A 19425-nucleotide genomic window follows, 5' to 3' on the forward strand; every position below is an offset into this window, starting at 1 on the left:
TTTCAAAGGATCCCCCCGCCACAGGCCTTCCACAAACGGGAAGATTAAGCGCTCAGGCGCTTGCGGCCCTTGGCGCGGCGGTTGTTCAAAATCAAACGGCCAGCTTTCGTGGCCATGCGGCTCAGGAAGCCGTGGCGACGCTTGCGGATCAGTTTGCTCGGTTGGTAGGTGCGCTTCATCGTCGGACGCTCCGGCTTGGGTGTTCAAATTCCATCAAAATCCCCGGAATTCCGTAAATATTTCCGTCCGGGAACGCGTTGTTATACAGACCCCACCCATGGCTGTCAACGACTTGTGTGGATAAGTTGCACCCCCGCCGGAGGTCTTTTGGATTAGCCATAATTAAAATACTGAAATGGCTATGAAAAAACACTTTCTTAACCCTTTCCGGCCTATGCTCTTTTTGAAAATCAGGGGCTTGCACCTTGCCACGTGTCTGGCATGATAGCTTCAGGTTTAACCTCAAATCTTCACCCGGCCATTCAGGTTGGGAAAAATTGCATAAAGGCCAAATACCTCATGTACAATGATAATAACTGGAACGCCGTGACCGGTGCCGAACTCGAAGGCTTTCTGGAGCAGGTCAACCCGATCGCCGGGAAATACCGTACGGCCGCCACCAGCACACAGGTCGCATGGCGCGCCCTGCCCTTCTATGACAATGTCGTGCTGATCCGGGTCAAGGATCCGTCCTGGCCGCCGTCCCTCTTTATCTATTACCTGACCGAACAGGGGAACCTGTACTGGTTGAACGGCACATCACCGCCGATCCATGAAGTGAACGCGAAGGCGCCGATCAAGCTGAACGAGGAAAACATCCTCGAATATCTGCGCTTCTTCTGCTTCTTCGTGCGTGGCGAGGAAGGTCCGTTCCTGATCGCAGAATCCATGGATGACCCGGATATGCCGCGCAATATGGACGCACAGACCCGGTCGGTGATCGAAGGGTCGATCCGTCCGGCAACGTATGAAGGCCGCAACGAACAAGGCTTCTATCTGTGCGACGCCGTGGTGTTCTATTCCAACGCTTTGTTCATCGCCAACTTTGCGGTTCAACCGACCGGCATGATCGAAATGCTGGACGACGAACCGATCGCGGGCGATTTGCCGATCCGCGTGGATGCGCCCGTCGCGTAACGCGCACATACCATAATCATGACAATCCCCCCTGTGGTGACGCAGGGGGTTTTGTTTTGTTCATGCGATTACCCATTCGATTGCAGGCCCACACGCTTTCCATTAAAATTTTATGGAACCGATTCGCGAAAGAACAATGAACAAACACACCGCGATAATCCTGACATTCATGACGATGGCCACCGTGCTGGGCAATGTGGCCCCCGCACGCGCTATGACAGAGAACGGCATTCCGTTCGCCGATTTCAAGGGACTCAGCACATCGGTTGCCAGCTTCCACCGCTGGATCGACAACCCGATGAATAAAACGCCGCCCACATATGCGGATCATTCAAGGGACATCCCCACAGACAACGCCGAACAGAATGCAGATGATGACTCACACCCGTTTGCTGAATCCATCGGGCTGCAACTGGGCACATGGTCGGTCACAGGGGAACACACCACGCGCAGCGCATCCTTTGCCGCGTCATCCGGTGGCGGCGACGTCCAAACCCAAATGGGCCTTGTCCAATTGTCCTATGATTTTAACCTGGGCCCGGATTCACGCGCCAAACCCTATGTCAGCGCCGGGGCCGGCGTTGCCACCCATGAAATATGGAAGGGGGGCATCAACACCAACGGGCTGGATGTCGATGACCGCGTTGTCACACCCGCATGGCAGGTGGGCGGGGGCATGAATTACCGCCTGACCGATCAGCTTTGGTTCAATGGGGATTACCGCTTTACCGGCACGCCGTCGCTGCGTGATGATGGATATAATCTGGGTGGGAATGATCACCAGATGCGGATGGGCGTAACCTATGAAATGTCCGCCGACCGCATCGTGGCCAGAACGCCGGGTGCGGCGGATCGTGCCCCGCCACCACCCTTTGCCGAGTAATTACAGCGCAGCTTCGTCTTTTTCCCCGGTACGAATGCGCACCGTGTGGGACAGGTCGTAGACGAAGATTTTTCCATCGCCGATACGGCCTGTATTCGCGGCCTTGGAAATCGCCTTGATCACCTTGTCTTCCAGGCCATCGGCAATCGCCACTTCGATTTTGACTTTGGACAGCAGGGTCGGGGCGGCTTCAGCCTTGGCCCCATCGGCAGATCCTTTGTCAGACTGGCCGCGCTGACGGCCATAGCCGCGCACTTCGGTTACGGTCATGCCTTCGACACCTATGGCCAGCAGGGCTTCGCGCACATCGTCCAGTTTGAACGGTTTGATTACGGCCATCACCATCTTCATGACAAAATCCTCAACTTCCTTTAAAAGGGTACACAGTTTACGCCATCTGGGTTTGAGCATAGCAGAGAGCCAAAATCAATCCCATGGCCCAGACACAGGAGCCACCCCCGATTATGCACAGCAATCAACGCCGCACTGCGAAAGGCCCAACCACAAACACCCACGACGTCATTATTATCGGCGGCGGGTTGGCGGGCGGAACACTGGCGGCCCTGCTTGGCACGCATGGCATCCATGTTGCCTGTATCGACCGGGATAACCCAAAGGCGACATTGGATGCCGGGTTTGATGGCCGCACCACCGCCATTTCGTGGGGATCGCAAAAAATCCTGCGCGCGGCCGGTGTGTGGGACGCATTAGAACCACACGGATGCGCGATCCGCGACATTGAAATTCTGGATGGGGACAGCCCGACCCTGTTGCATTTCGCCGCGGACGAAGTGGGCGGTGAAAGTTTCGGATGGATCATTGAAAACCGCTTGATCCGCTCCGCCTTGTTTGACCGCATGGCCGCCTTGAAGACGGTCGATCACATTGCACCGGCGGGAGCGCTGTCCTTTGAACGCGATGACGATTCAATTTCCATCATTTTGGATGATGGCCGCATGCTGAGCGCCGCTTTATTGATTGGTGCCGATGGGCGCGGATCAAAAACGCGCGAATGGATGGGCATCGAACAACGGTTCTGGGCCTATGACCAAACCGCAATTGTTTGCACCGCCCGTCACGAGGCTCCGCACAACCACATCGCCGTTGAACATTTCCGCAGTGAAGGCCCCTTCGCCATCCTGCCGATGCAGGATGATGCGGATGGTACACACCGTTCCTCCATCGTCTGGACTGTGCATGGCAAAGACGTGAACGATATTTTGGCCTATTCACAGGATGTGTTTGATGCCGCGCTGACCGCGCGCTTCCCGGACCGGTATGGATCGGTGCAACAGATGGGCAAGCGGTTTTCATTTCCCCTGACCCTGAACCATGCGCATGATTATATTGCGGACCGCATGGCGCTGGTCGCCGATGCGGGCCATGGCATTCATCCGATTGCGGGACAAGGGTTGAATTTAGGCCTGCGTGATATTGCGGTGCTGGCCGATTTGATCGTCGATGCGCACGCGGCCGGGGATGACATTGGACATGCCGATCTTCTGCAATCCTATCAACGGCAACGGCGCGCCGATAACATGGCCATGGCGGGAACGACGGATACGCTGAACAAATTGTTTTCGAACCGGTCCCGCACATTGTCGCTGGCGCGCAAGATTGGATTGCGCGCTGTATCACGCATCAAGCCCGTCAAAAATTTCTTTATGCATCAGGCCATGGGCGCGGCTGGATTGCTGCCCGATTTGATCCGGGATGCGCAACGGAAAATTTAAAAGGCGTTAACCCAGCATCGGGTTCATGCCGGGTTGTGCGCCCGGTTGCGATTGGGGTTGCGGCTGGCGCTGTTGTTGTTGCAAGGCGGCGTCAACTTCGGCGCTGGCCCCCGGAATGCGGTGCGGATCAGCGGGTTCAACGCCGCCGGTTTTCGGATCAACGACCGCCAACTGCCCGGAAAATCCTGTGGCCGCCATGGCCTGGCCCGCAACGGACCCACCGGGCGCGTTCATCGACAGCATTTGTCCCGACGCCCCCATCATGCCCATCACGGCATTCATCAGCCCCATAACCAAATTCATGATGCCACCAGCCAGACCGGACAGATCAAAATTTCCACCCTTGAACTGATCCATAAAGCCACCCAGCCCTTCGCTTAACTGGCTCATCATGCCTTGTCCCTGCATCGCCTGGTCCAGAATATTCATGGCGTTGCCCGGGTTGGCCGCGATTTGATCCGCGACGGCGCCAACCGCGTCGGGATTTTGATCAATCATCGTATTCAATTTCACAAAAAACTGCGGATCCGATTCCGCCCGCTGGGCCAGTTGTTCCAGACCAGAACCATTATTCGCACCGCCCAACGCCGTAACGGCGGCCGAGAGGCGTTCATTATTTTCAACACGCTCAATAAATTCCGCGGCCCCGGGCATGGCCATCATGCGGGTCAACCCGCCGTCATCCTGTGACGCGGCAGCCATCGGAAAAACGCCCGTTGTGTTTGCGGCGCTGGCCACCACACCAACGGGGGAAACATCAGTGGCGGATTGGTCCGGCTTTGTGCCATCCAGTTTTGGTGCGGCGGGCGCATTCACCTTGGCATTCAATTCAGCCACTTTTTGCGCCATCGTTGCAGGGTCTTGCATCATCCCCGGCACCGCATCCGCCAACAGGCCCGGATGATTGGTCGTCAGATTCTCAATCTGAATCCGGAACGTTGGATTCTGCATGTTCGTTTCCAACGCCTGCACACCCGTCCGACCACCCGCGGAAAACGCATCGGACAAACGTTGATAGTCCGGTGCACGGTCCATGTTCTGATCCCATGCCGCATCAACCTTTTGCATCAAGCCATAGGTCTTGGGTGCAAAATTACTGAGGTAAAATTCCTGCGCTGAATCTAAACGCATGGCGTGGTCCTTCTTCCCTTATCAGGAATGATAAATTCCGGTTTCGCGTACCATCAAAGGTAAAACGCCGACATCGGCGACCTGACGGTTTTTCATGTACACAGTGTGAATTTCCCGCGCTTTCAACAAATGCTTGCGAAAGGGCTTGTGAATGGGCATACCCAGATCGTGCAGGCGGCCCGATTGTGACATCAAAACCAGCGTTGCCGCATCCGCATCATATTCGGCCCACATCATGACATCGCCAAAGGGCTTGTCATGCGCGATCCAGACTTTCTGATTTTCATTGATCATCAGCGCAACGTCCATGCGTTGCGCCAGCGGCAAATCCATCGGTGAATCCGCAGACACCGCGCGCGGCGCAAAAATATCGTCGAAGGATGTGGTCTGGCTCATCGTTATCCGCCCCTTGGGAAAATGGGGCTTTTCCGCCCCTTTTTATCACCTTCAAAATACAGAAAAGGTGTTAAAAAACCCTTAGAAAGACGGATTTTCTTTTATTTTGAAGGGGTTGTTATTTTTTCGGGTCCTTCAGACCTTCCAGACCGTCCGAAAACGGCAAAGGCAGGACGAGGGATGGCGGATTGGCATTGATGGCCGGAATCGACAGGTTGAAACGGTTCAGCTCGACCTCTGGGACAGGCATGCCGTTGAATCGCGCCTCGGCCAGGGCCAATCCCACCTGCGGGTCGGGGCGGAACACGCAATCCAGCATACCTCTTGTATGATTGCCGAACGGATTCACTTCGGTGTAGTGCAGACGAATCAACGGTTCGCGAATTTCAACTTGGTTGATGCTCAACTCATGCGGATAGGACACGCGTTGTTCCAGAAAAACCCGGCACAGGCCAAAGGCGGGCGGCCCCTTCAGCGGCTGGAACCCCAGCCACATGATAAAGACAAAGAATGCAAAGCCGGCATAAGCGGCCATTTTCTTGCCGCTGATTTTCTTCTTCGGTTTTTTTTCAATGCCCGTGCCGGATTGTGCCATTACGTATTCACTTCGGATTTATCCAGTTTTTGCTTACCGGCGGCGACCAGTTCCTCGACGATTTCCTCCATCACGGCGGACATCAGGGCGGATTTAGCCTCACCTTTATCGGCGCGCATCATCACGCGGCGCTTGATTTCACTGCGTGCGCTGCCGCCGGGGAAGTTGGCGGCCAGCATTTGCCGTGCCCGGCCAGCGCCAAGGCGCGTATACAAACGGTTCCGGATCACCACGTCCTCTGCCGAGGTCGACAAGGCCCACAATTCTACCGGACCGAGCGTGTTGATCAGATGCTGTTCATAGCGCCCTTCGTTCGTGCCCAGAACGAACAGGGCCGGAGCCCCGCCCGCGCGCGGACCCGTCAACTTAAAGCGAATAATATTCTTCGCCGTATCCGACAGGCCGAAGCGATCACGAATATTATCAACCGCCGTTTCAGAAATGGCCGCACCCAGAACCCACACGCCGGTGGCCAGATCGATCATGTCGTCATCAAAGTCGTCCAGCAATTGCGACGCCAGTACGATCTGCACACCGCGTTTACGACCTTCGCGCACGTCACGGATCACCTGTCCACGCACGGCGGAGGAACTGGACGTCCGGTGGAATTCGTCATAGCACAGCCGTTTCGGCGTTTCGGCCAGATCCTGCAATTTTTGTTCGTGATACAGGCGATATTTTTCCGGGATGAATTGCAGAGAATCCATGCCCATCCACCAGCTGCGCACCAACACGTGACGCGCCAGCATGTACATGATGGAGGTCTGGCGATCGGCCGTTTCATCACCCTGCGGGCACACATCCATCAGGTCGAGCGAGCAGACGCGTGTGTTACTGATATCAAACTGAGTCACCGATGATAAAATCGGATATTCGCGCGTGGCGGAGGTAATCATCCGTTCAAACGCGTTGATCACGGTTTCCGAACTGAACCCCACGGATGTTTCTTCCAGCAGGGATCGGATTTGCGGGCGGCGGGACGCCGTGATCGCATCGGACAGGGTCGGAACGGCGTGACGCTGGGCCAGCGCGGCAATGTGGTATTGGCCGATATCAAACATCTTATCGACCACATCCCACCAATACGGATCGGCGGGCAGATGGATGTTGTACTTCTGGATCGCGTCATCGACTTCGTTATCCAGACGCGGCAGATAGGGGCGCGGTTCGGCATTCGCCGCGACATCATCGCGCCAGCGATACATTTCATCGACCACCATACCGGCCAATTGCTGAATCCCGTCATAGGGCTTTTCATGGCCCGGCGGCGTACACAGCAGGGTCAGCAATTCGACCAGATAGCTGCGCTCATCCATCAACGGCTGGCGGCAACCCAACTGGGTGTCAAACGGGTTGACCGCATATTGGTGCGCCATTTGCAGACGGTAATAGGCCGCTTCGTGCGCGCGGTTGGGTGGCAGAGCTTCCTTCACCAGCGAGATCAGACCGGATGACGACGGACCAATATCGATAACCGCAACATAAGGCAGTTTCGACAGACCCGGCGACAAGCAAGTGCCCAGGTTCAGCGTGTTGACCAGAACCGATTTACCCGCACCCGGCTGGGCGAAAATCAGATCGAACCAGGTGGTGGTCAGGTTTGTACCCGTTTGATACGGCCACGCCTTACCATCCGGCGTGCGGAACAGCATCGCACCAAATTCAAACGGGCTGGACGGGCGTTGCCATGGCAGCAATTTCATCACTTCGCGCATCGGCGCAACGGCCGGCGGTGCCGTACCGGCACAATGAATCCCCATAGCGGATGACATTACGCAATCCAGCGGATCGCCGGAAAATTCACTGACCTGACAATAGCCCCAGGATTCAACCGCCTGCACCAGCGTGGACAACCGATCCTGCACCAGATCCATCCGGTCCCGCGGCGCCCAGGTGGCAAAGGAGACACGCAAACGCACAACCGGTTCGTTGCGCGACATCGCCTCTAGTCCCTCGAGGGAGTATTTGATTTGCTTGTTCAGCGCATTGGTTACACCCAGAATGGTCGCCGCAAACGCGCGGAACGCCATCGCCTGTGCGCCACCCCCTTCGATCAAGAACGAAATGCGGTACGGAATCCCCGCATCGAACAGGCGGTTCAGCAACATCGGGAACGGGCTGGCTTCCATCGGGCCCAGCGTCATATCCGCCCCGGCCCACAGACTGTCGCCCATCTGCACGACGGATTCGTTGACAATCCGTGCATCACCCACCGCCAATTGCTGACGCAACGGGGGCCAAATCACATCGGACATATCCGCACTGCTCAGCGGCGCGCGCGGGGCGATTGGATCGCCGGGCAAACTGGCCCGCCATTTTTCATTGGCCTTGTCCGGATATAAATTGTCACGCACAGCGCGCAGGGCGTCATGCACCTCGAGCAACGTGCTCTTGATTCCCAATTCATCCAATGCGGATAAAATGGATGTCACATAACTTTTGTGACGGTTGCGCAAGGCATCCAGCGCAGCGAGCGGATTCTGGCCATAGCCCGCATTGATCCAGACTTTTTCCTTGGACTCTTTGCCCGCGCGTTCCATCTCCGTTTTGCTGAGCACGCTCGGGCGCGTCCACAAAACGAAATAGCATTCTTCATACGACAGATAGCGCGACATATGGCGCACGCGCTCATCAAACAGATCGTTCAAATCCAGATCGCTCGCCTCCGCCGTTTGACGGCTGGGGCGAATTTGGCGGTTGAGGTAAGGCACAACCCGGTCCGGATCGCGCACAAAGAAAACTTGTAATGCTTGGCCAGCGCGATCAAATCGCGCGCCGATTTTAATGGTCGCGGCATCGACCAGGAATTTATATTCCTCATCACCAATGACCTGACGGCTGCCATCCACCTTGACCACGGAAATCAGGGAGCCGTCTTCGGCCACCAGCGTGTATTCATCATCCGCCGTTTCCAGGCGAATGAAACTTTCAACTGATTTGCGCAGTGCCACCTGAAACGGCATCAGCAATTTTTGTAAATATGAAGCCATTGATACAAACGTATGTGTTGTGAAGCCCGGGAGCTGGGCAAGGCTGGTCCGCCCCGAATATGGGACACCATTATTTATACTGGATTTACGCCGCAGCCCAAAGCGCAGAAATACAAAAGTGTGAAATAGAAAAATCCGAAGGCCCACCGGCCAGCACATAAAGAAAGGGCACGATCAAACCCGCGCCCCAATTCTTTTTCCGGAACATTCCCGATTATGCTGCGGTGCGTATGTCCGCCAGCAAAGATGGCCATTGCGCCGGCAACCGCCCGGCAAACGGCCCGTCTTTCGACCGCCAATACGCCAGAATTTGCGGGAACTGGTTAAATTCCAGATCCGCTTCCTTGATAATCCGGCGGTCCAACGGGAACAGACGTACACCATCCAGTTTGGAGGCGCGCCCCTGATAATGGCGTTCGGTCAGATAATCCTTCATCACCTGCGCCAGAATGTAGGGATCATCGGTACCCAAACGGGCGCGCACATCTTCGCGCCGCTGCATAATCACGTCCAGCGCCTGGCGCGCGGCATTGGCCACGCCGCCCTGTGAAATACGCGCCACATAAATCGCCCGCGCCATATGGTGCAAGGCCGCCTGATCAATTTCCGGCAACCAGATAAGAACACCGGACCGCATGTCCGAGACCCGCTCCAGATCGAAACACTGGGCGCAGAAAATGCAGGCCGTCGTCAATTTGTCCGGATGTGCGTCACCAGGCGCCGCGTTTGTTCCCGGCACCGGAATCACATCCTGATATTTCATGGATTGAAAGCCACAGAACTGACACGTGTGCTGATCCCGCTCAAGCACGCGCGCTTTCACCTCGGGCGAAGCTTCTGTGTGTTTGAAAGAACTGCGTGGCCCATTGGCACGAACAATTCCCAATGTGATGGATTGCAACTGATTACCCAAGTTCGATCAGCCTTCTAAAAGAAATCAGGCCCGGACGGAGTTGTCCGCCGGGCCTGATTGAAACAAGACAGATTAGTTAACGCCCATCGAAATTGCGTTCAGCGTTGCTGCAGACGTGGCGGTACCATCAGCACCCACCGTGTTCAGCATCGCATCATAGACGATCGGCAGGGCAAACAGACCACCACCAGCAGCCAGACGAATTGCACCGTCTTTCAGGGCAACCTGACCCGGGTTTTCAACGTGGTCTTTAATCTTCAGAATACCCAGCACGCCCAGCAAAATACCGAACATATAGGCAATACCAGACAGCAGACCAGGCAAGTCTGCAATAGACTCGACAATGTTTTCAGCAATCGCGCTGAAGTTACTGCCAGCGCCGCCAGCATGTGCTTCGCCTGCACCAGCCAGCACCAGAACAGCCATCAATGCTGCCAGTTGGATCGTCTTTTTAGAGCTCAGTGTAATCATGGTTTAGTCCTCCTCTTACCGTTTTTTACGACTGCTTCTAGGTGAATAGTATACCATAGCCTGTAATCCCGAAAGTCTCTTGTACAGCATTCAGGACCGGGCCCAGATTGACCGCCAGCGCCCCACCCAGAACGTGGGTCATACCAGCCATCAGGGATGCCTGATGCGACCCTTCGGCCACATCGCGAATAATAAACCAGCCACGGATAAAACTGATCCAGCCGATAATCATCATAAACGCCAGAACCGAGCTGACAACCGTGTGGATGTGGTTCAGTTCGTCCGCGCTCATGCCGGAGTCAAAGTTCAGTTCGGCATAGGTGGTAATGGTGTCTGTCGCAAACAGGGATCCGGTAAACGCCCCCATGATTGCGTCAAATGACAGAAGCGTGCCGCCGACGATAAAGGTCATCATCGTCCCAAAGCCAGCCGGGCCGCGCGGACCTTCCTGCGCACTCTTCAGCAGGCGGGAAATCCCGATCAGGATAAAAACAATACCCGCGAGATAACAGAAGGCACCGAACAGCAAATGGATCGGGCCGGAAATATCCATAACCAACGCCGCAACCATGGCATCCAAACCGCCACCAACCGTCTGCGTGGCATTAAAGCCTGTCGCGGTGGGCGCAAAAATATCCTGCGCTACGGTATTGTAGGCCGCTTCCATCACCATGGGCAGAGCAAAGAACGCGCCACCAGCAATGAAACGCTTCATCGATTCTGACAAAGGTGTCTGGTTTGGATTCTCAACGTGGTCGCGCAATTTCAAAATGGCGATCACACCCAAATACAAGCCAAATAGATAAGCAAGCCCAGAAAGCAGACCAGGGATCAAATCCGTGGCTTCCCATACGTTACACATGACCGAACCAATGGTGTTGCCACCGCAACCGCCCTGGCCGAAAGAAATGGTAAAGCCGCCGGAGCCCCAGCCAATGCCGATGGTGCCCAGACCGGGAATGTTGATGGTTGCGCCGGAGCCGCCGATGGAACCGATGCCGGGAATGGAGAAGTTCGGGATACCGCCCAGCGCGTGAGCGTCCTTGGCCCCGAGGCCAAAGGTCAAAATCATCGCGACCAGCGCGATGGACAAAAATCGGAACGGTTTAAGCGCGTTCAGCCTTGTCATGATGCACACCCAATTCTTCACCTGCAGGAAGCGCAACCCCTTGCTTTTTCTTGGTTTTCTACAACAAGATCGCATTTGATCTAAATTGCGGAAACCTCAGCTTCCAGACTTACATTACCGTTATTCTGTTAATTTATAGTTTATGCGGCATCTCTTTTTTTCGGACCCGCTGTGGATATGTCTATCACAAAAAGGCCGCGAACGCGACATAAATGACGTTCACGGCCTCTTCTTTTGTTCAGCACGGCAGCCTTATTGGGAAATGCGGCCCTCACTGCCGGTCACGACCCAGCGCCCATTTTCATAGGCAATGGACGAAATACGGCCCACGCCCGGCAGGCTGTCGCCCACCTCAACCGTGCGCATTTCGCTTTCACCAGAACGCGACACCATGGCCCGACCCGGTTGTGCGCCTTTCAAAACCCATTGTACAGGCTGGGCCTGCCGCACGGCTGGTTTGGACTTCGGCTCCGCCTTCAGCGTCGTCGTCCGCGCCGCCGGAGTTTCTATCGTCGGGCTGGCCGGAGCTTGCGCCTGAGTGCTGAGCTTCTTCTCCAGCGCTTTCACCGCCGCCCGCAATTCTTCCACTTCCTCGGTTGCGGCAGCGGCACTTTCCTTACGCACCACAGACAAATCATCTTCGAGCTGGTCCAGGCGGGCTGCGATCAAATCAAGGCGGTCCAGCATTTGCGCGGTCATTTCCGCATCAACGGATGAGGAGGATACCGATTGATCCGCAGCCGGAGCCGCCAACGGCGCGTCGACCACAGCGCCCGGCAGGGACGCAGGTTCAGACACGGGGTCAGACACGGGGGCCGGTGTTGGTTCCGCAACAACCGGCGTCACATCGGCGGCCCCTGAGGGTTTCAACAAATCATTGGCTTTGGGCATCGCCACCGCTGACGCCGCAGGAGTCGGAAGCGGAGCCGCCGCCATAGGCGCATCCGGCATAGCCGGAGCATCACTAACCTCAACCGGGCGGGCATCTTGTCCCACATCCTGCAAGGCAGAATCGAGCGCCTGCGGGTCATTAAAAATGCCCTGGGCAGGCAACGCCTGATCCGGTTCGCGCGGCGTTTGCGCATCGGCAGGATCGGCACCATACGCCGGAAGGTCCGCAACCGGAGCAGGGGCAGGAGCGGGCGCCGGAAGCGGGGCCGGTGTCGGTGCAGAAACATCCGCCGGCATCGCCGCCATATCCGCAGGCGCGGCAGACGGTGCCACAGGCTGGGGCGCTTGCGCCGTGTTTTGTGGCGCGCCGCCCATCATGGTCATCACCATAACGCCGGCCCCGACCACAACAGCGGCCCCGATAATCAGTTTATTGGTCAGGGATGATTTCTTTTTCGCCGGAGCCTGTTGGGTGTCTTCGCCGGAACCATCATCAATGGCGTCCCATTCATCGTCCGCCAGATCGTCACCTGTGGTGTAATCGGCGTCATATGTGTCCGCTTCATCAAAACTGGTGTCTTGAAAATCATCGCCCTGGAAATCATCCCCGGGAAAGTCCAAATCATCTTGATTGTGATTGCTCATCTTTTTTCACTTTCTACACCGCGTCTATAACACTGAATGCGGTTTATAAAACCGCATTCAAATTCTTCTTGAACGATCCCGGCAAATCCGGACACCCGTCAGGCATCAATTCGTCGACGATGTGCCCGTTTCGGTCGATGCCGGTTGCGTCGCCGGAGCCGCCGTTCCCGGTTGCTGGGCCTGATTTTGCACCGGGATAAAGGCCGGGATCAGGTTTCCAAACGGATTCTGGTTGGATGTTTGCGACGCCACCGTTGGTTCGGCCTTGCTGGTGCTTTGCTGCACCGGCTTGACGAACAACAAAGCCATCGGCGTGCCGGCAGCAACGCGCAGCATCGGCTCGGCCTTGTCCGCCTCTTCATCCAGCATCTCACCGACCTTCTCGGCGGCTTCTTCAACCGCCTTGAAGAATTCCTGTTTGGTATCCAGGTCTTCGGTTGTTGAGGACGACGAGGAACCGCCTGTTGCGACCGTCAATGTGGTCGACCCGGTTTCGGCAATCGCCCCACCCAGGCCTTCGATAAAGGCCGCAGCCGCAGGCAGGATCACACGCGTAAAGTATTTTTTGTCAATCTCGGTGATCATGCCGGGATTGGCGGTTTTCGGATCCAGGGCAATCGCATCGGTGCCATAGGCAATGCCATCCACCACGACCGTGTTGAATTGCAGTGTGATATATTCATCGCTCGCTTTAAACGATCCGATCGCGCGGCTGCCCGCCAGCGGACCCGAAACGATCTGAGCCAGAACCGGGCCCGGCGCATCCGTGTTCGCTTCGGTCATCAGCTGGGCATATTCGATCGTCCCGGCCGGAAGCAAAATCACAACATCAGACGGCTGGTTTGCGCCTTCGGCCTCCAGACGTTCCTGTTCAAGCTTTTGTTGTTCTTCTTCACGCTTTTGCTGGATCCAGTCTGGAGAGCTGACCGATTCCTGTTCGGCGCCCTTGATGGTTTTGAAATCCAGAATGGATTCCATCTGACCGGCCATAGCCTTGGCCAACTGTTGCTTGACTTCAGCATTCGGATCAACCGGCGGAGCCTGCGGGCCCGCTTCCGGTGCGGCTTGCTTTTCTTTCTCGATCCGCTCGGCCTGCAGACGGCGCCAGCGTTCCAGCGGGTCTTCTTCGGACACCTTGGCTTGATCCAGCGGAATGACGCCACGCGTGGTACCCACCGGAACGGGCAGGGCACTTTGCCCCGTGCTTTGGGCCTGATCAATCTGGGCCTGGTTGAAATCCTGAATCTGTTCGCGATAGGTGTCGGATACTTCGTTGGCACCGGGTGCCTGGGTCAGATCCGACCCCGGACGCATCACGGATGTGCCGCCCGTTTGCTTTTCACCACCAAACAGAACGATACCGCCCACAATGGTCGCAATCGCCCCCAGAACAACACCGATCTTGACCATCGGGTTGTTGCGGAGCATGTCGCCCATCGACTGTTCGCCACCATCGAAATCTTCGAAACCGGCATCCTGACCCAGCGGGTCGTTGTCGAACTCGTTATTGCTCATTGCTATCGTCCTTTTCACTCAGATGCGCGCGCACCATGCGGCCCTTGTCGGACAAGAGCAAAACCGGCGCATCTTCAATTGTATAGACATTCATGCCATCCGCCGAACTGACCGATCCACTCCACCCGGGGGACAGCATGGTCAGCGGCGTCCGCACATAGACATTGCCCTTGAAACGATAGGCCGTCGTGCGGCCATCGACACCGGACACAACCAGTTTCTCGGCACTGTCCGGGATAATTCCATCCAGAATGCTCGCCTGGGCCGCATTGCCTGCGGCAATGGTAATGCCGCCATCAATGATCGGCGGTTTGGCATACGGGCCATATTCAGGAATGCGCGCATCCATGCGGTAATGCACGGTGTCGCGGCGCGTGTTCATCACGAACGTAATCGGGGTTTTCAATTCCAGCAATTTGACAGACAGGTTGCCATAGGCAAATTCCTGCATCGGCGTAACGCGCAGCACCCAGCCGCCCTCGCCCGGCTTCAGGATTTCAAAATCCCCGGCCCAGCTGACATCTTCGATCGGCCACGGCGCACCCGTCACGTCGACGAAGTTCAGCGTGGTCACGTGACCCACGGCCACCTTGATTTCAGACGGGCGAACACCCGGGTCCAGCGCCACGGTTTGTACGACCACTTCCGGTTCCGGATAGGGTTGCAGCGGCGTCTGCACCGCTTCCAGCGTTTGATCATAACGCTTCAGCAATTCACGAATTTCTTCCGGCCGCATCGGCAGAAGGCCGGTAATAGCGGCCTCAAAGGCATCTTCACGAATTTCGGCTTCGATATCTTCGGGCGACTTTTCGGCCAGATCCATGCCCATGCCCGCACCACCTTCAACCGGGGCCAGGCCGGCATCTTCCGGCAAGGCCAAACCCGGGGCGCGTTCCATCGCATCCATCGCCGGGGGCAGGGCGCTGTCATCCTGAGCCACCAGATCATCCGCCGGTGGTTCGGCATCCATTTGCGCGGCCAGACCCGGCGGCAAAGCGTCCTGGGCCACAGCCGGCAGCACCGACAACGCCGTTCCCGTCAAAAGCACGCACACAGCGCCCAATGCAACGGGGCGCACAGCGCCATGAAGACCTTGAAAATATCGATTGAATTTCGATGTCATGAATATTCTTTTTAGACCCCGGCTCTATTACCCCAGCGACACAACCCATCGCCGGGCAAGGATACAACGTGCCAATACGACTGTCACCACCCTATTACCCCGACTTTAATGACCCTGACCGATCAATCTGACCCATGAACCCGCCCCGTTAACCCGGCCCGTTAACCAGGCTGGGCGATCCACTGTTCAATCCCCACCCCGTTGGCGCTTTCCAGACGGGACACACGGACAATCACCATCGTCACCAGCCACGTATCGGACCGGGTTTTCGACCCCGCCTGATAGGTCAGGATCATCGGCAACTGGACCTGCCACTGGTAACGACCATTGACCAGCCCTTCAGACACCAGAATGGGCGCCCCCTTCGGCGCGGCAGTTATAACCTGTTGATATTCCTCAACACTTTCGATGATACGGGACCGTTGCAAGGCCTGGGTAAAGCTTTCCCAGCCCCGGCGGGTAAAGTTGCGGGATGCTTCCTGCAGACGGCGGCGGTAATCACTGAAACCAAAGGTCATGACTTCCGTCGCGGCCTGCGCCACCCAGGACATCAAAGCCGGGGCCGACAGGTTCGGCGCGTTCAGCGGCACCATCGGCACCAGACGCCCATCCTCAGTCGTCGCGAAATAGCGGTTTTCCGGCTGGTGCGTGTGAACCACAAAGAACATCGCCCCAATCAGTCCGACAATTACGATGCCCTGGATCAGCGCCAGACGCAGCAACGAGCGGTAGCCGTCTTTATAAAACTCATTGCGGACAATCACAGTCCCAAGGCCACTGGGCACGGTATGGCCCTCGGCAATCGCGCCCTTGACGGGCTTGCCGCCCTTTTTCACAGGCGCGGAACCACGTTGTTCGGTCGCGCGGATCCGGCGCGGATTGGGCGCATCGCCACCACCGGCAGAACCACCGGGTGCTTGCATATCGGGTGTTTGGGCCATGATTGCCACCTGAAAAAATATCTAAACTGTCTAAGGGCTGAAAGACCGGAGGGACCCCCGGCACGCACGTCTCCTCAAATGTACCAACAAAACAGCTTGATAACCAAGGGTTAAAATTTCCCTACCGCGCGCAGGAAAGGTGGCCGAAAGATCCCCGAACGAAAGATATTGCAATTTAGGGCCTCGCAGATTTGTACAACAGCCAAAAGAATATGGTAGACTATCCCCAGTTATAAGAAGACACCGGGACGAAATGCGGGGGTGACCGGGCCATGATCCATGTTCTGAAAAACAAACTATTCCTTGTTGCCTTGCTGGTCGCATTGTTCGCCGGCACGTTGAGCGGTGGCACATCGGTCAAACCGGCCTTTGCCCAGTTGGGCGGCGGGACATGCGGACCGGGCACGCCAGGCATGGGGGCCTATGTTTTCGGTGTTGTCGAATATGGCTTTGGCGTCATTGAAACATTCCCGATGGGGATTATTGCGACAGAAGACAACGTCAACTACACCCGCGAATGGATGGTCACCGATTTCTTCAACGGCTGTATCATCGACATCTTCTTCAAGGAACACATCCTGCCCGCCATGATGATGATGACGGAACAGCTGTCCGCCGTTGGCATGCAGCAGGTGGCCGCCATCGGCATGTTCATGGATGCCAAGCACCAGCAGGAAACACAACGCCTGTTCCAGGAATTGTCCGCCCAGGCGCATAAAGATTACCAGCCGAGCGAGGAACTGTGCTCCCTTGGTTCTGTCATGAAATCACTGGGCGCATCGGACCGCAATGCGGACCTGACCGCGTTGATGATGACGGAACGGTCCCTGAAGCGTCAGTTGGGGAACGCCAACTCCAACGCCTCCGAAGGACCGAAAGAAGACCGCGAGGGTCGTCTGGAGCAATTCCGTCGCCGTTATTGCGACCCGAATGACAACGACGGTGGTCTGGCCAGCATTTGTGTTTCTGGCGGCAACAACGCAACCAAGAACAAGGACGTGGATTACGCTCGCACCATGGCGTTCCCGCAAACACTGAACATCAATTTCTCCGACAACACACTGACCGATGATGAAGAAGATGTGATTGCACTGGCCTCGAACCTGTTCTCGCACGATGTCTTCACACGGATCGCGCCGGGCACTTTGGAAGTCGCCGCAAACCAGGACGAATATCTGAACGTTCGGTCCGTCATCGCGAAACGCAGCGTGGCCGAACATTCCTTCAACACCATTCTGGGGATGAAGACCGCCGGGTCCAACGCCGCCGGCACATCGCAGTACATGAGCGCGATGCTGCAGGAACTGGGCATGTCCGCCGCGGATGCGCAATCGCTGATCGGGGCCAACCCCAGCTATTACGCCCAGATGGAATTGCTGACCAAATCCATCTTCCAGCGCCCGGAATTTTTCGTCGGGCTGTATGACAAGCCGACCAACGTCGCCCGTAAGGGTGTGGCGTTGCAGGCTCTGGCCCTGATGCAGGATCGCGACACGTTCAAGAGCAACCTGCGCAGTGAAGCCATCTTGTCCGTCCTGCTGGAAATGGAAGTCATGAGATTGCAGGAAGACGTCCAAAACCGTCTGCCGCGTATGGTTGACAGTGGCCCGAAAAACTAAGGGACCGCAGAATGACAGCACACGGACACACGCCACAGCATAAAGGGCCGCGCCATGCGTTGCGGCGTTTTGTGCTGTCCGCGTGTGTCGCGGCGTTGCTGATCCCGGCGATGCCGTCATCTGCCCACGCAACGGCAGACATTCAGCTGATCCGCGATAACTGGGTCCGCGCCTTCATGATGATGACGGAACAACTGTCCGCCGTCATGATGCAACAGGTGGCCGCGATTGGCATGTTCATGGATGCCAAGCATCAGCAGGAAACGCAGCGCCTGTTCCAGGAAATGACCGCACAGGCGCACAAGGATTATCAACCCAGCGAAACCTTATGCATGATCGGCAGCGCCACACGGTCGCTGGGCGCAACGCAATCCAAAATCCGCGCCAACGCCGCCGCACTGGGCGCAGGGATGCGCCGCCGCGAATTGCTGAACAACAACATGGCGTCATCATGGGGTGCCTTTGCCGACCGGGCCGCCCGTTTGGCTCAGGTGCGCGCGGTCTATTGCGAAAAGGCCGACAACAACAACACCTTTCAGGACTTTTGCGCCTCCAACGGTACGGGCCGCACGAACAAGGACGTGAATTACGGTCGCACCGTGGACAAGGCCTGGACCCTGAACGTCGATTTCACCGATGACCAGCTGACCGACGATGAAACCGATGTCATCGCGCTGGCCCGGAACCTGTATTCCCATGACGTGTTCACCTACACGCCGGAAACATTGTTGCTGAACAGTGATTCCATCACCTTGTTCCAGGATACGCGTGCCGTCACCGCCGTGCGCAGTGTGGCCGCCCATTCCTATGCCACCATCACGGCAATGAAGGCCCCGGGCACGGGATTGTCGGCCAATAATATTCGCGACATGGCCCAGATGCTGGGGATGAGCGGGGATGACGTGAACAATGTCGTCGGCGCCAACCCCAGCTATTACGCCCAGATGGAAATTATGACCCAGAAATTGTACCAGAGCCCGGCGTTCTATGTCGGCCTGTACGATAAACCGGCCAACGTGGCCCGGATCGGGGTTGCGTTGCGGGCGATGCAAATCATGGCCGACCGCGACAAGTATGAGGCCAGCCTGCGTCGCGAGATGCTGGTATCCCTGTTGTTGGAGCTGAAACTGCGCCGCTATCAGGAAGAGGTCGAAAACCGCCTGACGGGCAAACTGCCCCGCACCGGACCGCGCGCGACCGCGACCCCGTAAAGCCGGATATTTTCATATAACGCCCTCAAAATCCTTTCTTTTTGCCGCCGCGCCCCCCGCGGCACGGTGGCACCGCATTTGCAAAGACTGTCCTGAGATATC

Annotated in this window: 18 protein-coding genes; 5 read left to right on the plus strand and 13 right to left on the minus strand. The window is 56.7% G+C overall.

The window, feature by feature from the left end; genetic code table 11:
- Positions 1-44: 44 nt before the first annotated feature.
- Entirely contained in the window at positions 45-179 is a 135-nt protein-coding gene (gene rpmH / locus MICA_RS11475) for a 50S ribosomal protein L34 (protein ID WP_014103938.1), read from the minus strand.
- 340 nt (positions 180-519) lie between these two features.
- On the opposite strand from rpmH, the gene MICA_RS11480 reads away from it, so the two are divergent.
- Both MICA_RS11480 and MICA_RS11485 read left to right on the plus strand, forming a co-directional pair.
- The gene (locus MICA_RS11480) at positions 520-1137 is read left to right on the plus strand and encodes a hypothetical protein (RefSeq protein ID WP_014103939.1); all 618 of its coding nucleotides are present in this window, start codon (positions 520-522) and stop codon (positions 1135-1137) included.
- A 136-nt stretch (positions 1138-1273) separates the two neighbouring features.
- Entirely contained in the window at positions 1274-2020 is a 747-nt protein-coding gene (locus MICA_RS11485) for an outer membrane protein (RefSeq protein ID WP_014103940.1), read from the plus strand.
- Here MICA_RS11485 and MICA_RS11490 read toward each other — a convergent pair whose 3' ends face one another.
- Positions 2021-2371, minus strand: coding sequence for a P-II family nitrogen regulator (locus tag MICA_RS11490; RefSeq protein WP_014103941.1), 351 nt, complete (start codon positions 2369-2371; stop codon positions 2021-2023).
- An 83-nt stretch (positions 2372-2454) separates the two neighbouring features.
- Between MICA_RS11490 and MICA_RS11495 the strand changes: the two genes are divergently transcribed.
- Positions 2455-3753 (plus strand): UbiH/UbiF/VisC/COQ6 family ubiquinone biosynthesis hydroxylase, encoded by a 1299-nt coding sequence (locus MICA_RS11495; RefSeq protein WP_236619909.1) that lies wholly within the window; start codon positions 2455-2457, stop codon positions 3751-3753.
- 6 nt (positions 3754-3759) lie between these two features.
- Here MICA_RS11495 and MICA_RS11500 read toward each other — a convergent pair whose 3' ends face one another.
- The 11 genes from MICA_RS11500 to MICA_RS11550 all read right to left on the minus strand — a co-directional run bounded on the left by MICA_RS11500 (position 3760) and on the right by MICA_RS11550 (position 16493).
- Positions 3760-4884, minus strand: a complete 1125-nt coding sequence (locus MICA_RS11500; RefSeq protein WP_014103943.1) for a hypothetical protein — start codon at positions 4882-4884, stop codon at positions 3760-3762.
- Positions 4885-4905: 21 nt separating this feature from the next.
- A complete protein-coding gene (locus MICA_RS11505) occupies positions 4906-5280 on the minus strand; it encodes a hypothetical protein (protein ID WP_014103944.1) in 375 nt (124 codons plus the stop codon).
- A gap of 118 nt (positions 5281-5398) precedes the next feature.
- On the minus strand, positions 5399-5875 hold the full coding sequence (locus tag MICA_RS11510) for a hypothetical protein (protein ID WP_014103945.1): 477 nt from the start codon (positions 5873-5875) through the stop codon (positions 5399-5401).
- The gene (locus MICA_RS11515) at positions 5875-8865 is read right to left on the minus strand and encodes an icmB (RefSeq protein WP_014103946.1); all 2991 of its coding nucleotides are present in this window, start codon (positions 8863-8865) and stop codon (positions 5875-5877) included. Before MICA_RS11515 ends, MICA_RS11510 begins: the two co-directional genes overlap by 1 nt.
- A 214-nt stretch (positions 8866-9079) precedes the next feature.
- Positions 9080-9628 carry a type IV secretion protein DotN gene (locus MICA_RS11520; RefSeq protein ID WP_236619910.1) on the minus strand — a complete coding sequence of 183 codons (549 nt, stop codon included), beginning with the start codon at positions 9626-9628 and terminating at the stop codon, positions 9080-9082.
- 222 nt (positions 9629-9850) lie between these two features.
- Positions 9851-10249, minus strand: coding sequence for a hypothetical protein (locus tag MICA_RS11525; RefSeq protein ID WP_014103949.1), 399 nt, complete (start codon positions 10247-10249; stop codon positions 9851-9853).
- A gap of 37 nt (positions 10250-10286) precedes the next feature.
- Positions 10287-11378 carry a hypothetical protein gene (locus MICA_RS11530; RefSeq protein ID WP_041794639.1) on the minus strand — a complete coding sequence of 364 codons (1092 nt, stop codon included), beginning with the start codon at positions 11376-11378 and terminating at the stop codon, positions 10287-10289.
- Positions 11379-11630: 252 nt separating this feature from the next.
- Entirely contained in the window at positions 11631-12914 is a 1284-nt protein-coding gene (locus MICA_RS12435; RefSeq protein ID WP_014103951.1) for a hypothetical protein, read from the minus strand.
- A 105-nt stretch (positions 12915-13019) separates the two neighbouring features.
- The gene (locus MICA_RS11540) at positions 13020-14429 is read right to left on the minus strand and encodes a DotG/IcmE/VirB10 family protein (protein ID WP_014103952.1); all 1410 of its coding nucleotides are present in this window, start codon (positions 14427-14429) and stop codon (positions 13020-13022) included.
- Positions 14419-15552 (minus strand): DotH/IcmK family type IV secretion protein, encoded by a 1134-nt coding sequence (locus MICA_RS11545; protein WP_014103953.1) that lies wholly within the window; start codon positions 15550-15552, stop codon positions 14419-14421. Before MICA_RS11545 ends, MICA_RS11540 begins: the two co-directional genes overlap by 11 nt.
- Before the next feature lie 161 nt (positions 15553-15713).
- Entirely contained in the window at positions 15714-16493 is a 780-nt protein-coding gene (locus tag MICA_RS11550; protein ID WP_014103954.1) for a type IVB secretion system apparatus protein IcmL/DotI, read from the minus strand.
- A 272-nt stretch (positions 16494-16765) separates the two neighbouring features.
- Between MICA_RS11550 and MICA_RS11555 the strand changes: the two genes are divergently transcribed.
- Both MICA_RS11555 and MICA_RS11560 read left to right on the plus strand, forming a co-directional pair.
- The gene (locus MICA_RS11555) at positions 16766-18112 is read left to right on the plus strand and encodes a hypothetical protein (RefSeq protein ID WP_014103956.1); all 1347 of its coding nucleotides are present in this window, start codon (positions 16766-16768) and stop codon (positions 18110-18112) included.
- An 11-nt stretch (positions 18113-18123) separates the two neighbouring features.
- Positions 18124-19323 (plus strand): hypothetical protein, encoded by a 1200-nt coding sequence (locus MICA_RS11560; protein WP_014103957.1) that lies wholly within the window; start codon positions 18124-18126, stop codon positions 19321-19323.
- Positions 19324-19425: the final 102 nt, after the last annotated feature.

The organism is Micavibrio aeruginosavorus ARL-13, from assembly GCF_000226315.1.
Taxonomy (GTDB): Bacteria; Pseudomonadota; Alphaproteobacteria; order Micavibrionales; family Micavibrionaceae; genus Micavibrio; species Micavibrio aeruginosavorus_B.

What these genes read in the sequence shown, in the direction of transcription:
- MICA_RS11520 (WP_236619910.1), bottom strand. Translation starts at nt 9,628, where the DNA reads ATGAAATATCAGGATGTGATTCCGGTGCCGGGAACAAACGCGGCGCCT.
- MICA_RS11490 (WP_014103941.1), bottom strand. Translation starts at nt 2,371, where the DNA reads ATGAAGATGGTGATGGCCGTAATCAAACCGTTCAAACTGGACGATGTG.
- MICA_RS11495 (WP_236619909.1), top strand. Translation starts at nt 2,455, where the DNA reads ATGGCCCAGACACAGGAGCCACCCCCGATTATGCACAGCAATCAACGC.
- MICA_RS11485 (WP_014103940.1), top strand. Translation starts at nt 1,274, where the DNA reads ATGAACAAACACACCGCGATAATCCTGACATTCATGACGATGGCCACC.
- rpmH (WP_014103938.1), bottom strand. Translation starts at nt 179, where the DNA reads ATGAAGCGCACCTACCAACCGAGCAAACTGATCCGCAAGCGTCGCCAC.
- MICA_RS11540 (WP_014103952.1), bottom strand. Translation starts at nt 14,429, where the DNA reads ATGAGCAATAACGAGTTCGACAACGACCCGCTGGGTCAGGATGCCGGT.
- MICA_RS11545 (WP_014103953.1), bottom strand. Translation starts at nt 15,552, where the DNA reads ATGACATCGAAATTCAATCGATATTTTCAAGGTCTTCATGGCGCTGTG.
- MICA_RS11555 (WP_014103956.1), top strand. Translation starts at nt 16,766, where the DNA reads ATGATCCATGTTCTGAAAAACAAACTATTCCTTGTTGCCTTGCTGGTC.
- MICA_RS11500 (WP_014103943.1), bottom strand. Translation starts at nt 4,884, where the DNA reads ATGCGTTTAGATTCAGCGCAGGAATTTTACCTCAGTAATTTTGCACCC.
- MICA_RS11525 (WP_014103949.1), bottom strand. Translation starts at nt 10,249, where the DNA reads ATGATTACACTGAGCTCTAAAAAGACGATCCAACTGGCAGCATTGATG.
- MICA_RS11530 (WP_041794639.1), bottom strand. Translation starts at nt 11,378, where the DNA reads ATGACAAGGCTGAACGCGCTTAAACCGTTCCGATTTTTGTCCATCGCG.
- MICA_RS11515 (WP_014103946.1), bottom strand. Translation starts at nt 8,865, where the DNA reads ATGGCTTCATATTTACAAAAATTGCTGATGCCGTTTCAGGTGGCACTG.
- MICA_RS11560 (WP_014103957.1), top strand. Translation starts at nt 18,124, where the DNA reads ATGACAGCACACGGACACACGCCACAGCATAAAGGGCCGCGCCATGCG.
- MICA_RS12435 (WP_014103951.1), bottom strand. Translation starts at nt 12,914, where the DNA reads ATGAGCAATCACAATCAAGATGATTTGGACTTTCCCGGGGATGATTTC.
- MICA_RS11550 (WP_014103954.1), bottom strand. Translation starts at nt 16,493, where the DNA reads ATGGCCCAAACACCCGATATGCAAGCACCCGGTGGTTCTGCCGGTGGT.
- MICA_RS11480 (WP_014103939.1), top strand. Translation starts at nt 520, where the DNA reads ATGTACAATGATAATAACTGGAACGCCGTGACCGGTGCCGAACTCGAA.
- MICA_RS11505 (WP_014103944.1), bottom strand. Translation starts at nt 5,280, where the DNA reads ATGAGCCAGACCACATCCTTCGACGATATTTTTGCGCCGCGCGCGGTG.
- MICA_RS11510 (WP_014103945.1), bottom strand. Translation starts at nt 5,875, where the DNA reads ATGGCACAATCCGGCACGGGCATTGAAAAAAAACCGAAGAAGAAAATC.